Source organism: Streptomyces sp. UC4497, from assembly GCF_054871485.1.
Map to the genome: position 1 here is coordinate 36,637 of NZ_JBTYHB010000038.1, position 14,427 is coordinate 51,063.

Consider the following 14,427-nt stretch of genomic DNA (forward strand, 5'->3'; position numbering starts at 1 on the left):
ACTTTCCTAGCCCCACCCGCTGTCCCGAACACAGTCCGTCATTGATCAAAATGCGGCGAATCGGACACCGTGCAAGTCTGGTCGAGGCCCAACCCCCACCCTTCATGGAGTGCATCAAATGGGTATCTCTGACCAGTTCAAGGACAAGGCCGAGCAGCTGCAGGACAAGGCCAAGGACGCCATGGGCGGCTCCGAGGGCAAGTCCGAGGAAGGCCAGGACCGCGCCAAGGAAGGCACGGACCAGGCCAAGGACAAGGCGCAGGACGCCGCCCAGGAGGCCAAGGACCGCTTCCAGCAGTGACGCCACCTGAACACATGTGACTGGGCCCCGTCCGGAAATCCGGACGGGGCCCCGTCATGTCGGCTCCCTGGCTTCCTGGCTGCCCGGCGGCCTGGCTGCGGCGACTACTCGTACACGACGGTGACGGGTGCGTGGTCCGACCACCGCTCGTCGTGCGTGGCGGCCCGCTCGACGAAGCCCTTCACCGCACGCCCGGCGAGCCCCGGCGTCGACACCTGATAATCGATGCGCCAACCTGAATCATTGTCGAAAGCCCGCCCCCGGTACGACCACCACGAGTACGGGCCCTCGACGTCCGGGTGCAGGGCCCGCACCACGTCGACGTAGCCGCCGCCCGAAGGGTTGAAGACGGACGACAGCCATGCGCGCTCCTCCGGCAGGAAGCCGGAGTTCTTCTTGTTGCCCTTCCAGTTCTTGAGGTCGGCCTCCTGGTGGGCGATGTTCCAGTCGCCGCAGACCACGACCTCGCGGCCGTCGGCGGCGGCGCGCTCGCGCAGGGACTTCAGGTAGGGCAGGAACTCCCCCATGAAGCGGAGCTTCTCGTCCTGGCGCTCCGTGCCGACCTCGCCGGAGGGCAGGTAGAGGCTGGCGACGGTGACGCCCGGCAGGTCCACCTCCACGTAGCGGCCGCTGTCCGCGAACTCGGCCGAGCCGAACCCGATCTGCACCCGCTCCGGCTCGCGCCGCGTATAGAGGGAGACGCCCGCCCGGCCCTTGGCGGCGGCCGGCGCGTGCACGACGTGCCAGCCCTCGGGCTCACGCACGTTCTCCGGCAGCTGGTGCGGCTCGGCGCGCACTTCCTGGAGGCAGACGGCGTCGGCGGAGGTCTCGGCGAGCCACTCCACGAAGCCCTTCTTGGCGGCGGCCCGGAGCCCGTTCACATTCACAGAGGTCACAGTCAGCACCCCGGCACGATACCGGCAGACTGGACTATCCGACCGCAGGCGTCCGCATAGAGTTACGATGGCGCGTATGAGTATTCAGCTTTCTGGTGTCGGGGGCCCGGTCCTGCTCCCCACTTCCTTCGGCCACCGCGACGCGATCGCGCTGAACGACCGCGTCCAGCTCGAGTACGCGGAGCGCTACGGCGACGAGGGCGATGTCACGCCGCTGGACCCGACGATGTTCGAGCCGCCGCGCGGCCTCTACCTGATCGCGTACGACGCCTCGGGCACCCCGCTCGCGACCGGCGGCTGGCGCGGCCAGGAGGAGAACGAGGAGGGGTACGCGGACGGCGACGCCGAGCTGAAGCGCATGTACGTCACTCCGGAGGCGCGCGGCCTGGGCCTGGCCCGGCAGATTCTCGCGGCGCTGGAGGAGGACGCCCGGGCGGCGGGGCGCACCCGCATGGTTCTGGAGACGGGCCTCAAGCAGCCGGAGGCGATAGCCCTGTACACGTCGAGCGGTTACGAGCCGTGCGCCAAGTTCGGCCACTACCGGTTCGACGAGTTGAGCCGGTGCTTCGCGAAGAAGCTGTAGGCGGCGCCCTCCCCTCAGGGAGAAACGCGAAAGCCCCGACGGTTTCCCGTCGGGGCTTTCATTGCAGTGGACGTGAGGGGATTCGAACCCCTGGCCCCCTCGATGCGAACGAGGTGCGCTACCGGACTGCGCCACACGCCCTTGCAACGAGTGAAACTCTAGCACCCCGATCCGGGTGCTTGGAAATCCGTTCCCTGGCTGGTCAGCCGGGCGGGTTCCGAAGTGGTCCGGCTCACTCGTTGGCGGCGCGCGGCCTACCGTCGGCGTCGTCGTCGAACTGGTCGAAGAGCGGCGTGCGGCCGCGCTCGCGGGAGCGGCGGGCGGAGGCGGCGCGGCGGGCGTCGCTGCGGCCGTCGTCGGCCACCGGCTCGGCGGAGTCCGCGGTGGGCTCCGCCGGTTCCGCGGCGGGCTCCTCCTGCGCGGCCTGTTCCGCGGCGGAGGAGCGCGCGGAGCTCCATGTCTCGGGTGCGTTGTAGTCGATGCCGCCGGTGGCGCGCGGGGCGACGGGGGCGGTGACGTACGTGGGCAGCGGCACGGGGACCGGGTCCCAGCTGTCGCCGGGGCCCGGGTGGCGCTGCCGCTCGCGCTGCTGGTCGACCCATTCCTGATGGTCGGTCTGCTCGACGAGGGCGCGCCGGTCGGCGGCGAGGGCCTCGAGGCCGGGGTCGGTGGCGGTCTCGTCCACCGATGGTCCTTCCTCCTGGTCCTCGGCCGCGGCGCGTGCCGCGGCCGGCTGCCGCCTGCGCGGCTGGCGCTCCCGCAGTCGCTGCGCGGCGACCTCGGCGCGGCGGCGGTCCATGACGTAGGCGAAGCGGCGTCGTTCCTGCGTGCGCAGGTAGACGATGTACGCGCTGAGGAGCAGGGCGGGTGCCGCGGGCGCCCAGAGGAACGCGACGCCTCCGACGGCGGCCACGACGGCGCCGATCGTGAAGGCGGCGAAGAGCAGCACGGTCGTGCGGCGGCGGCGCGCGAGCACCTTGGTGCGCCGGGCGCGCGCGGCCTGTGCCTCAGCGGCGGCGGAAGCGGCGCGGGCGGCCCGGGACTTGGCGGGTGCCGTGGGCTCGGCCGCCGGTTCGGGTTCGCGGGCGGCGGATTCCGCGCGCTCGCGGGTGGGTTCCGCCCGCTCGCGGCTGGGTTCCGCGAACTCCCGGGCGGAATCGTGATGTTCACGGCTTTCGCGACGTTCGCGCCCCGCGTGCGGGGAGCGCCGCTCCCCGGACGGAGACATGCCGACGTCCCGGACGTCCACCCCTTCGGTGGGTGCGTCCGGGTCGACCGGGTCGCCGCGCCGCTCGTCCGACTCGGGCGAGCGCGCCTGCAGGTCCTTGGCGTACCGGCGCTCCATGCCCGCCCGGCCGGAGAGAAGCCGGATGGCGGTGCTGAAGCGTTCCGTCGGACGAGCTTCGTTCAACTCGTCCTGCCTACGGAGCCACATCGGCACCAAGTAGGCGGCCCAGGCCCCGACGATGACTGCGTAGATGAGGCCGCTGCTGCTCACGGACACACCGTAGAGGGGTTTGCGGGGGGCCATCCGCCAATTGAGCCGGTGTGTCGCACGATCTGGCTGATAATCCGAGCTTTTTTGCGGTCGATGTGATCAACAGGACGCCCTTCGGGGGAATTCAATGACCCCTGACGGTGCCTCATCGATCAATTTCGAACATTTATTTCATTTCGAGGTGGTGCCGGGATCGACCGCATTGGGGGCACCCGGACCTGCGGCGTTCCCGCGCCGCTCACGACGGCGACGCTTCAGGAGTCCCTCCGGTACCTCTTCGGCGGTGAGCGCGAAGACGAGATGATCGCGCCAGGCCCCGTCGATGTGAAGATATCGTGGACGGATCCCCTCCTCGCGGAATCCGAGTTTCTCCACGACCCTGCGGCTCGGCCCGTTCTCCGGCCGAATACAGACCTCGATGCGGTGCAGCCCCACGGTGCGGAAGCAGTGGTCGACCGCGAGCGCGACGGCCGTCGGCATCACGCCCCGGCCCGCCACCGACTGGTCCACCCAGTACCCGACATGGCCCGAGCACATCGACCCCCAGGTGATCCCTGCGACGGTCAACTGGCCGACGAGGCGGCCCTGGTACTCGACGACGAAGGGCAGCATCCGGCCCGCGTTCGCCTCCGAGCGCAGGTGGCGCACCATTTGACGGTATGTCGGGCGATGGGTGACCGGGCCGCTCGGGGTGGGCGGCGGGATGGTCGCCTCCCAGGGGCGCAGCCAGTCGCGGTTGCGCCGGTTCACTTCGCGCCAGGCACGCTGGTCGCGCAGCTTTATGGGGCGGAGGACCACATCGCCCTCCACCAGCACGACGGGCCACGACGGGCTGTTCAGTGCGCACCCCCGGGTGCCTGGACATCGGGTCTGGGATCGCTTCTGGGGTGGTCGCCGCCGTGGATCTGGTCGACGGCGTGGGTCAGCAGCGGCCCGAGAACGGCGAGCCCGTCCTTCACGCCCCCGCTGGAACCCGGCAGGTTCACGATCAGTGTGCGCCCGGCGACCCCCGCGAGGCCACGCGAGAGCGCCGCTGTGGGCACTTTCTCCCGGCCGTACGCGCGGATCGCCTCCGGGATGCCCGGTACCTCGCGGTCAAGGACGCGGGCCGTCGCCTCGGGGGTGCGGTCGGTGGGCGAGATGCCGGTGCCGCCGGTGGTGATCACGACGTCGTACGCCGCCTCGACCGCGGCCCGCAGGGCGGCCTCCACGGGGTCGCCGTCCGGCACCACCTGGGGGCCCTCGACGGCGAAGCCCAGCTTTCTCAGGCCCTCCGCGATCAGGGGGCCGCCCTTGTCCTCGTAGACCCCGGCGGCGGCCCTGTTGGAGGCCGTGACGACGAGGGCGCGGTAGCTGTCGGTCATGCCCGCGTCTCCCGGTTCCAGACCCCGGACTTGCCCCCGGACTTCTCCTCGACCCGGACGTCCGAGATGACCGCGCCCTTGTCGACCGCCTTGACCATGTCGACGACGGTGAGCGCGGCGACCGAGACCGCCGTGAGCGCCTCCATCTCGACACCCGTGCGGTCCGTGGTCTTCACGGTGGCGAGGATCTCCACGGCGTCGTCCGCCACGGACAGGTCGAGCTTCACGCCGGACACGGCCAGCGGGTGGCAGAGCGGGATCAGGTCGGGGGTGCGCTTGGCGCCCATGATTCCCGCGATGCGTGCCGTGGCGAGGGCGTCCCCCTTGGGCACGCCCTCGCCGCGCAGCAGCTCCACCACGCGCGGCGAGACGAGGACGCGGCCGCTGGCGCGGGCGGTGCGCGCGGTGACGGCCTTCTCCGACACGTCGACCATGCGGGCGGCGCCCGCTTCGTCGATGTGCGTGAGCCGGTCGGTGCTGTCCTGCTGGTCCTGTTGGTCTGGCGAAGTACTCATGCGGCTGTGGCGCTCCCGATCCGAGCCGTGCGCGGTGCGGCGCGCCGGACGATTTGTGCGCGACACGCTATCGCGAGCCTCCGACAGTCGGCTCTCTCAGCCCACCAGGACCACGCCCTCAGCCCAGCAGAACCACGTCCACCTCGGTGCCAGGCTCCACCGACGTCGTGTCCTCGGGGACCACGATCAGCGAGTCCGCCTGCGCGAGCGCCGCGATGAGGTGCGAGCCGGCGCCGCCGACGGGGGCGACCTCGCCGGCCTCTGCGTCGTACACGCCGCGCAGGAACTGGCGTCGGCCGGAGGGCGAGGTCAGCGCCTTGTCGGCGGTGAGCGTCGCGCGGGCCGTCGGGCGGTGCACGGAGTCCTCGGGCAGGCCCATGAGGGTGCGGATCGCGGGGCGTACGAAGAGTTCGAAGGAGACGTACGACGACACGGGGTTGCCCGGCAGCGCGAGCAGCGGGGTGTGGTCGGGGCCGATGGAGCCGAAGCCCTGCGGCTTGCCGGGCTGCATGGCGAGCTTGCGGAACTCGACGCCGCTGCCGGCCCCGATGCCCTCCTCGTCGTCCGGGTCGCCGATGCCGGTGAGGGCCTCCTTGACCACGTCGTACGCGCCGACGCTGACGCCGCCCGTCGTCACGATGAGGTCGGCGCGGATCAGCTGGTCCTCGATGGTGGAGCGCAGCGTCTCCGCGTCGTCGTCGACCGCGCCGACCCGGTAGGCGATGGCTCCGGCGTCGCGGGCGGCGGCGGTGAGGGCGAAGCTGTTGGAGTCGTAGATCTGGCCGGGCGCCAACTGCTCGCCGGGCTGGACGAGTTCGGTGCCGGTGGAGACGACGACCACGCGCGGGCGCGGGCACACGCGTACGGTGCCGCGGCCGATGGCGGCGAGCAGGGCGATCTGCGGCGGGCCGAGGACGGTGCCGACGGTGAGCGCACGGTCGCCCGCCTGCACGTCGCTGCCTTGCGCGCGTACGTGCGCGCGTGCTTCGGCGGGGCGGTGCACGCGGACCTCTCCTGAGGCGCCCTCAGGGGCCGCGCTGTGCGCGGACATCGAGGTGACGGGGCCCGCGCCGAGTCCTCCGTCGGTCCACTCCACGGGGACCACGGTCTCGGCCCCGGGCGGCAGCGGGGCGCCCGTCATGATGCGGGCGGCCTCGCCGGGGCCGACGGTGGGCTGTTCGGCCTGGCCCGCGGCGACGTCGCCGATCACCGTGAGGACGGCGGGGAACTCCTCGCTCGCGCCCGCGATGTCCGCGACTCGCACCGCGTACCCGTCCATCGAGCTGTTGTCGAACGGCGGCAGCGACAGCGGGACCGTCACCTCTTCGACGAGCACACAGCCCTGCGCGTCGAGGAGTTGGAGCTCGATGGGGTCGAGCGCGGTGACGGTGCCGAGGATGTCCTCCAGATGCTCGTCCACCGACCAGATCTGCGCCCGGTCCGTCGTGGCACTGAAACTGTTCACTGCTGCTCCCTGCTCCTCGTGCCGGTGTTCCTGATACTCCGGTGTTATTACCACGGGCCTTGTGCGACGCCCTGGAGGTGGTGTGCCGTACCGGGGCGCAGGTCCGCCGGGGAGCGGGGTGTCAGACCTCCTCGGCGACGTAGCCGCGCAGCCAGGCGCGGAACTCGGGCCCCAGGTCCTCACGTTCGCATGCGAGGCGGACGATCGCCTTGAGGTAGTCGCCGCGGTCGCCGGTGTCGTAGCGGCGGCCCTTGAAGACGACGCCGTGCACGGGGCCGCCGATCTTCTCGTCGGCGGCGAGCTGCTGGAGCGCGTCGGTGAGCTGGATCTCGCCGCCGCGGCCGGGCTCGGTCTTGCGCAGTATGTCGAAGACGGCGGGGTCGAGTACGTAGCGGCCGATGATCGCGTAGTTGGAGGGGGCGTCGGCCGGATCCGGCTTCTCCACGAGGTCGGTGACCTGGACGACGGCGCCGTCCGACGTGGCCTGGACCGCGGCACATCCGTAGAGATGGATCTGGGAGGGCTCCACCTCCATGAGCGCGATGACGCTGCCGCCGTGCTCCTCCTGGACCTCCACCATCTTCTGGAGCAGCGGGTCGCGGGGGTCGATCAGGTCGTCGCCGAGCAGCACCGCGAACGGCTCGTCGCCCACGTGGGGGGCGGCGCACAGGACCGCGTGGCCGAGACCTCTGGGGTCGCCCTGGCGCACGTAGTGGATCGTGGCGAGGTCGTTGGACTCCTGGACCTTGGCCAGGCGGTCCGCGTCGCCCTTCTTTTGAAGGGCCGCCTCCAGCTCGTGGTTGCGGTCGAAGTGGTCCTCCAGCGGACGCTTGTTGCGACCTGTGATCATCAGTACGTCGCCGAGCCCCGCGGCCGCGGCCTCTTCGACCACGTACTGGATCGCCGGCTTGTCGACGACCGGGAGCATCTCCTTGGGCGTCGCCTTCGTGGCGGGCAGGAACCGGGTGCCGAGGCCCGCTGCGGGGATGACAGCCTTGGTGATCCTGGTGTGCGCGTCAGTCATGCGGGTCACCATATCCGGCTGCTATGGGCGGAATCTGTGGGTCCGCTTTGAAGGCACATATATGCGTCGAATAGGAGAGGTTTGTGACCCGGCTATGAGTCCGCACACCGATGAGCCCGCAAAAGATCCGCTCGGCGCCCACCCTGACAAGCGTTCATTGCGCAGGGAGTTCCTCCGGGTGAGGAACGCATTGACGGAGGATGACACACGGGAGACGGAGCGGGCCGTGGCCCGCCGGGCTCTCGAACTCGACGAGTTGGCGAACGCCCGCACGGTGGCGGCGTATGTCTCCGTGGGCGGCGAGCCGGGGACGGGCGCGCTCCTCGACGCCCTTCGCGCGCGCGGGACGCGCGTACTGCTGCCTGCCCTGCTGCCCGACAACGACCTGGACTGGGGCGCGTACGACGGGGCGGACTCGCTCACCACGGTGCGACACCCGGGAAAGATGGCCCTGTTGGAGCCCGGCGGCGAGCGGCTCGGCCCTGCCGCCGTCCTGGAGGCGGACGTGGTGCTGCTGCCCGGGCTCGCCGTGGACGCGCGCGGGATGCGGCTCGGCCGCGGCGGCGGCTCGTACGACCGGGTGCTCGCGCGCCTGGAGGCGGCCGGTGCCCGGCCCACGCTGGTCGTACTGCTCCACGACAGCGAGGTCGTCGCGCACCTCCCCCAGGAGGCGCACGACAAGGCCGTGGACGCGGTGGTGACGCCCTCGGGCGTGCGGCGCTTCTGAACACCGCACCGCACATGCGAAAGGGGCCTCACGCGCGCACGCGTGAGGCCCCTTTCGGTGTCGGTCCGGCTACGGCTTCAGGACCAGCGAGTCCTCGGTGCTGTCGCCGACGGCCTTCTCGGAGAAGTGCCACGGCAGCAGGTCACCCTTGACCCACTTCTCGGTCTGGTCCGTGTAGTGGTCGCTGAAGGTGTGCCCCGAAGCGCCCGTGAGGTTGATCCACTTGGACTTGTCGAGGTCCGCCATGTTGACCACCATCCGCATGGACGGCACCCAGTCGACTCCGTAGCCGCCCGCGGCGTTCCAGCCGGTCGCGTTCACGGCCGCCTCGCCGCCGCCCAGCTTCCAGGGGCCGCGGTTGAGCACGTACTGCAGCCAGCCGGGGCCCTCGGTGCCGAGGGTCTGGTTCTTCAGCTCCAGCTTGTGCAACCGGCCCCAGCTCCAGGTGTCGATGTCCTTGCCGAGCTTGGCCGTGAGGTCCCAGCGGGCGTCCTCCATGGCGCGCTTGAACAGCTGGTCACGGTTCTCGGTGGGCTCGTTCGTGCGGCTGCCCGGCGTCTTCCACCAGTCGTTCTTCGTATCCTTGATGATCTTTCGGACGACCTCGAACCAGCGGTCGCCGCCGTCCGGCTGTGCCGAGTGCGTGTCCCGCTCGCCGCACTCGCGGACCTTGCGGTCCTCGTCGGCGGGGCCCGTCTTGTCGACCGGCTCGACGCTCAGGCACTGGCCCTCGACACGCAGCTCCTTGGGCAGCTTGTTGCCGAAGGCGAGCTTCAGGATGTTGCGCCACACGGAGTTGAAGTACGCCGCGGCCGCCGAGTCCGGGTTCTGGGTGTAGTCCCAGTTGTCCAGGAGCTGCTGCGCGTCCCTGACGTCCTTGTCCTGGACGTCGATCTTCTGCAGGTAGGGCACGAGCAGCTTGGCGATCTCGCTGCTGTTGTCCATCTGCATGGTGCGCATGTCGTCGGTGGAGATCTTCCCGCCGTCCTTGATCTTCGACTCGATCAGGTCGGTGATGCGCTGGCTGCGGGTGCCGTAGCCCCAGTCCTTGGTCAGCGTGTACGGGTAGCTGTCGTCGACCACGGCCTGGTTGGCGGTCACGATGTAGCCGCGCTTCGGGTTGAACTCGTAGGGCAGCTCGTCCTGCTTGATGTAGCCGGTCCAGCGGTACTCGGAGTCCCAGCCGGGGGACGGCAGCGAGCCGTCGCCCTCGCCGCGGGTCGGGATCCGGCCCGGCAGCTGGTAGCCGATGTTGCCCTCGGTGTCGGCGTAGGTGAGGTTCTGCGAGGGCACCTGGAAGTCGGCGGAGGCCTTGCGGAACTCCGACCAGTTCGACGCCTTGTCGAGCCCGAAGACGGCGTCCATGGTGTTGCCCGGCTGCAGCGCGGTCCAGCGCAGCGCGATGCCGTAGCCGTCGCCGCGGTCGGGGGCCGCCGCGTCCACGCCGGCCTTCTTGCCGACCTTCACGAGTTCGGAGTTGCGGTCGGACAGCAGCGGCCCGTTGTCGGTCTCCCGCACGGTGATCGTCTTGGAGTCGCCGCCGGCGACCTTGATGGTCTCCTTGCGGGTCTTGAAGGGCACCGTCCTGTCGTCGACCAGGTAGCCGTCGCCGCTGAACTTCTCCAGGTAGAGATCGGTGACGTCGACGCCCGAGTTGGTCAGGCCCCAGGAGATGTTCTGGTTGTGGCCGATGACCACGCCCGGCATGCCGGCGAAGGTGTAACCCGACGTGTCGTACTGGCACTTGCTGGAGACGCTCGTGCAGTGCAGGCCCATCTGGTACCAGACGGACGGCAGTTGCGGCGCGAGGTGCGGGTCGTTTGCGAGCAGCGGCTTGCCGGTGATGGTGTGGTCGCCCGAGACCACCCAGGAGTTGGAGCCGATGCCGTTGCCGTTGGGTCCGAGGCCCGCGGAGTCGGGGATCTCGTCCAGGACCTTGGAGAGGCCGCCGAGCTGGCTCTGGAGGCCGCCAGGGGCCGCCGTGTCGCCCGCCAGGCCGGTGCCCGCCGCCCCGGCCGCCTGCGTGCCCGTGCCGCCGCCCGAGGACGCGTCGTACGACTTCGTGGCGGTGTTGTACCCGCCCTCCTGCACGATCGGCTTGTGCCGCGAGTACGGGTAGTCGGGGTACAGGTCGGCGATCTGCTTCGGGCCGAGCCGGCTCGTCATCAGCGAGCGGTCGATCTCCTCCTGCATATTGCCGCGCAGGTCCCAGGCCATCGCCTTGAGCCAGGCAACCGAGTCCACCGGCGACCACTTCTGCGGCTTGTAGTCGTTCTCGAAGCCGAGCGCGACGTATTCCGCGGAGATGTCCTTGCCGCTCTTGCCGCCCAGATAGGAGTTGACTCCCTTGGAGTACGCCTGGAGGTACTTCTTCGTCGAGGGCGACAGCTTGGAGTCGTATTCCTTCTGTGCCACCCGGCGCCAGCCCATGGTGCGCAGGAACTCATCGTTCTTGACCTGGCCCTTGCCGAACATCTCGGAGAGCCGACCGGAGGTCGTATGGCGCCGCACGTCCATCTCGTAGAACCGGTCCTGCGCCTGCACATAGCCCTGCGCCATGAACAGGTCGTGGTCCGTGGACGCGTAGATCTGCGGGATCCCGTAGCTGTCCCGCTTGACCTGCACCGGCCCGTCGAGCCCGTCCAGTTGGATGGACCCCGTCGTCTGCGGCATGGACGCGCGGACGCTGTCGACGCTCCAGTAGGCACCGAATCCGATGCCCGCGAGAACGGCCAACACGAGGACGATCACGATCAGTCGGGCTCGGCGCCCCTTCTTCTTACCGGGCGGGCTGCCGGCAGAGGCGTTCGTAGTGGAGGGCATCGGGATCCTTGCTGTCCTTCGCTGGCTGCGGGCGAGAGCAACCTTACGAGCACTGGGGTACGGCTCCGGACGCGGAGTCGGGAAGCAGCGTTCTACGAAGAGCGGCGTGACCAATTCGGCATCAAGAAAGCGTTAACGATTAGGTAAGGTAACGAAGTAACTTCCCTGTCGCAGTGTCCTTCCTGAAAGGAACAGCCCCTGACTGTCCACCAGCTCAACCAGCTCCTGCTCGTCGGCGCACTCGTGCTGCTCGTGGCGGTCGCCGCCGTGCGCATCTCCTCGCGCAGCGGACTGCCGAGCCTCCTGCTCTACCTCGGCATCGGCGTCGTGATGGGCCAGGACGGGATCGGCCACGTCGACTTCAGCAATGCCGAACTGACACAGGTCATCGGCTACGCGGCACTCGTCGTGATCCTCGCCGAAGGCGGTCTGGGCACGAAGTGGAAGCAGATCAAACCCGCACTCCCAGCAGCCGCCGCCCTCTCCCTCGTGGGCGTCGCGGTGAGCGTGGGAGTGACGGCCGCCGGAGCGCACTACCTGGTGGGCCTCGAATGGCGACAGGCACTCATCATCGGCGCGGTGGTCTCCTCCACGGACGCGGCGGCGGTTTTCTCCGTTCTACGTAGGGTGCCGCTTCCCGCGCGCGTGACCGGCGTCCTGGAGGCGGAGTCCGGCTTCAACGACGCCCCTGTCGTCATCCTCGTCGTCGCGTTCTCCGCGGCGGGCCCCATAGAGCACTGGTACGTCCTCATCGGCGAGATCGCCCTGGAGCTCGCGATCGGCGCCGCCATCGGGCTCGCGGTCGGCTGGCTCGGCTCCTTCGGCCTGCGCCACGTGGCCCTTCCCGCGTCCGGCCTCTACCCGATCGCCGTCATGGCCATCGCCACGGCCGCGTACGCCGCGGGCGCCATGGCCCACGGCAGCGGATTCCTCGCCGTCTACCTGGCCGCGATGGTGATGGGCAACGCCAAGCTGCCGCACTGGCCGGCCACCCGCGGCTTCGCCGAAGGACTCGGCTGGATCGCACAGATCGGCATGTTCGTCCTGCTCGGCCTGCTGGTGACCCCGCACGAACTGGCCGACGACATCGTGCCCGCGCTCCTCATCGGCCTGGTCCTCACGATGGTCGCGCGCCCCCTGTCGGTCGTCGTCAGCCTGGTGCCCTTCCGCATACCGTGGGCGGAGAAGGCCCTCATGTCGTGGGCCGGGCTGCGCGGCGCCGTGCCCATCATCCTGGCGACGATCCCGATGGTCACGGGCGTCGCCGACAGCCAGCGGATCTTCAACGTCGTCTTCGTCCTGGTCGTCGTCTACACCCTCATCCAGGGCCCCACGCTGCCGTGGCTCGCCGGGAAGCTGCGCCTGGCCGGCTCCTCCGAAGCCGCCGACCTCGGCATCGAATCGGCGCCCCTGGAGCGGCTGCGCGGGCACCTGCTGTCCGTGTCCATCCCGCAGAACTCGCGGATGCACGGCGTGGAGGTCGGCGAACTGCGGCTGCCCAAGGGCGCCGCCGTCACGCTCGTCGTCCGCGACGGCACCTCCTCCGTGCCCGCCCCGACCACCGTGCTCCGCCGGGGCGACGAACTCCTGGTGGTCGCCACGGACCCGGTGCGGGACGCCGCGGAGGCGCGCCTGCGGGCCGTCGCCCTCGGCGGCAAGCTGGCCGGCTGGTTGGGTACCGCGGGCCCGGAAGCCCGTTAGCATGGGTGCACAGACCAAGTACGACCGACTCTGCCTGACGTAGAGCCGGCGCGACCGCAAAGCGGCCGCGGTCCCCTTGCAGCACCGCGCTTCACAGCGCCCCATCTGCTCGGCCCAGGGCCTCTCCTGGCGCGGACCGTAGGTATCACTCGGTTCCCGGCGCATGAGGACGGCTCTCGGCGCGCACTCCTCGACCAGGAGGACCGCGCGCTACCAGGCGGCAGAAAGGCAAGGGCCGTGCCACAGAAGGACACGGTCACCGATCCCGGCAACCAGCGGGCCGAGCGCCCCGGCTACGGGCAGCTCCTGCGCACCCGCGGGGCCTGGACATTCCTGCTTCCCGGCTTCGCGGCGCGCCAGCCGTTCGCGATGCTCACGATCTCCATAGTGCTGCTCGTGCAGCACACCACCGGCTCCTACGGCACCGCGGGCGCGGTCTCCGCGACGACCGGTGTCGCCATGGCGCTCTTCGCGCCCTACAGCGGCAAGCTGGCCGACCGCTTCGGGCAGCGTGCCGTGCTGCTGCCCGGCGTCCTCGTGCACACCGCGGCCGGGCTCACGCTCACCGTGCTCGCACTGTCCGGGGCGCCCACGTGGGCGCTGTTCCTGGCCGCCGTGCCCACGGGTGCCTCGACCCCGCAGATCGGGCCCATGGTCCGCTCCCGCTGGGGCGTGAAGCTGCAGGGTTCGCCCCTGATGCAGACGGCCGCCGCCTTCGAGTCGGTCACCGACGAGTTCACGTTCGTACTCGGCCCGCTGTTCGCGACGGCCCTGTGCACCGGCATCGACCCGGCCGCGGGCCTGATCACCGAGGCGGCGCTCACGCTCGTCGGCGGCCTCCTGTTCGCCGCCCAGAAGGGCACCCAGCCGCCCGTGGCCGGCCTGGAGGGGCACGCGCGCGTGCAGCACGCCTCCGCGCTCCGCGTGCCCGGTGTGCGCGTCCTGATCGTCACGTTCCTCGGCATCGGCTCCGTCTTCGGCGGCATGCAGGTCTCGCTCGCCGCGTACACCGAGTCGATCGGCGAGCCCGGCCTCAACGGCGTCCTCTACGGGATCTTCGCCGCCGGCAACATGCTCTCGGGCCTCGTCTGCGGCGCCATCGCGTGGAAGATCTCCCCGCAGCGCCGGCTCCTCGTCGGCTACACGGCCCTCGCCGTCATGGCCTCCGGGCTGTGGGCGGCGCAGTCCGTGGTGCTGCTCGCCGGGCTCGGCCTGCTGGTCGGCGTGTGCATCGCGCCGTCCCTGATCACGGGCTACACGCTGGTCGAGAAGATCGTCCCCGCGGGCTCCCGCACCGAGGCCTTCACCTGGCTGACCGGGGCCGTCGCGCTCGGCCAGGCGGCCGCCGTGACGGTGTCCGGACAGCTGGAGGACCGCTTCTGGGACGGCGCCGGATTCCTCGTCCCGATGGGCGGCACCGTGCTGGCCCTGGTGGTCATGTTCCTGCTGCGCTCGCGGCTCGCGCCGCCCTCGACGGGACGGACCGTGGCACGTGGTGTGGGTCACCGCGAGCCCGTGGCAGTGGACTGA

At 70.4% G+C, this 14,427-nt stretch carries 13 protein-coding genes and 1 tRNA gene; 5 read left to right on the top strand and 9 right to left on the bottom strand.

Annotation, left to right across the window (positions count from 1 at the left end; genetic code table 11):
- Positions 1 to 118 precede the first annotated feature (118 nt).
- A complete protein-coding gene (locus ACYSUO_RS34960) occupies positions 119 to 301 on the top strand; it encodes a hypothetical protein (protein ID WP_327662937.1) in 183 nt (60 codons plus the stop codon).
- Positions 302 to 405: 104 nt separating this feature from the next.
- On the opposite strand, the gene ACYSUO_RS34965 is transcribed toward ACYSUO_RS34960, so the two are convergent.
- Positions 406 to 1,206, bottom strand: coding sequence for an exodeoxyribonuclease III (locus ACYSUO_RS34965; protein ID WP_461780234.1), 801 nt, complete (start codon positions 1,204 to 1,206; stop codon positions 406 to 408).
- A gap of 67 nt (positions 1,207 to 1,273) precedes the next feature.
- Between ACYSUO_RS34965 and ACYSUO_RS34970 the strand changes: the two genes are divergently transcribed.
- Positions 1,274 to 1,780, top strand: coding sequence for a GNAT family N-acetyltransferase (locus tag ACYSUO_RS34970; RefSeq protein ID WP_461780235.1), 507 nt, complete (start codon positions 1,274 to 1,276; stop codon positions 1,778 to 1,780).
- Between the two features lie 67 nt (positions 1,781 to 1,847).
- Here ACYSUO_RS34970 and ACYSUO_RS34975 read toward each other — a convergent pair.
- The 7 genes from ACYSUO_RS34975 to galU form a co-directional block, all read right to left on the bottom strand.
- Positions 1,848 to 1,921 (bottom strand) — tRNA-Ala (locus tag ACYSUO_RS34975).
- A gap of 91 nt (positions 1,922 to 2,012) precedes the next feature.
- Positions 2,013 to 3,278 (bottom strand): divisome protein SepX/GlpR, encoded by a 1,266-nt coding sequence (sepX, locus tag ACYSUO_RS34980; RefSeq protein WP_461780236.1) that lies wholly within the window; start codon positions 3,276 to 3,278, stop codon positions 2,013 to 2,015.
- Between the two features lie 171 nt (positions 3,279 to 3,449).
- Positions 3,450 to 4,094 (bottom strand): GNAT family N-acetyltransferase, encoded by a 645-nt coding sequence (locus tag ACYSUO_RS34985; RefSeq protein ID WP_461780237.1) that lies wholly within the window; start codon positions 4,092 to 4,094, stop codon positions 3,450 to 3,452.
- A gap of 20 nt (positions 4,095 to 4,114) precedes the next feature.
- Positions 4,115 to 4,642, bottom strand: a complete 528-nt coding sequence (locus ACYSUO_RS34990; RefSeq protein ID WP_461780238.1) for a MogA/MoaB family molybdenum cofactor biosynthesis protein — start codon at positions 4,640 to 4,642, stop codon at positions 4,115 to 4,117.
- The gene (moaC, locus tag ACYSUO_RS34995; RefSeq protein WP_461780239.1) at positions 4,639 to 5,157 is read right to left on the bottom strand and encodes a cyclic pyranopterin monophosphate synthase MoaC; all 519 of its coding nucleotides are present in this window, start codon (positions 5,155 to 5,157) and stop codon (positions 4,639 to 4,641) included. The genes ACYSUO_RS34990 and moaC overlap by 4 nt, the downstream gene beginning before the upstream one ends.
- A 118-nt stretch (positions 5,158 to 5,275) precedes the next feature.
- On the bottom strand, positions 5,276 to 6,622 hold the full coding sequence (gene glp, locus ACYSUO_RS35000) for a molybdotransferase-like divisome protein Glp (protein ID WP_461780240.1): 1,347 nt from the start codon (positions 6,620 to 6,622) through the stop codon (positions 5,276 to 5,278).
- Positions 6,623 to 6,743: 121 nt separating this feature from the next.
- Entirely contained in the window at positions 6,744 to 7,646 is a 903-nt protein-coding gene (galU, locus tag ACYSUO_RS35005; protein WP_461780241.1) for a UTP--glucose-1-phosphate uridylyltransferase GalU, read from the bottom strand.
- Positions 7,647 to 7,740: 94 nt separating this feature from the next.
- Here galU and ACYSUO_RS35010 point away from each other — a divergent pair, with 94 nt between their 5' ends.
- Complete coding sequence (locus ACYSUO_RS35010) at positions 7,741 to 8,373, top strand: 5-formyltetrahydrofolate cyclo-ligase (RefSeq protein ID WP_461780242.1); 633 nt, start codon at positions 7,741 to 7,743, stop codon at positions 8,371 to 8,373.
- A 69-nt stretch (positions 8,374 to 8,442) separates the two neighbouring features.
- Here ACYSUO_RS35010 and ACYSUO_RS35015 read toward each other — a convergent pair whose 3' ends face one another.
- Positions 8,443 to 11,196: a penicillin acylase family protein gene (locus ACYSUO_RS35015; protein ID WP_461780243.1), complete on the bottom strand. Its 2,754-nt coding sequence runs from the start codon at positions 11,194 to 11,196 to the stop codon at positions 8,443 to 8,445.
- A 198-nt stretch (positions 11,197 to 11,394) separates the two neighbouring features.
- Between ACYSUO_RS35015 and ACYSUO_RS35020 the strand changes: the two genes are divergently transcribed.
- Positions 11,395 to 12,897 (top strand): potassium/proton antiporter, encoded by a 1,503-nt coding sequence (locus ACYSUO_RS35020; RefSeq protein ID WP_461780269.1) that lies wholly within the window; start codon positions 11,395 to 11,397, stop codon positions 12,895 to 12,897.
- 237 nt (positions 12,898 to 13,134) lie between these two features.
- Complete coding sequence (locus ACYSUO_RS35025; protein ID WP_461780244.1) at positions 13,135 to 14,427, top strand: MFS transporter; 1,293 nt, start codon at positions 13,135 to 13,137, stop codon at positions 14,425 to 14,427.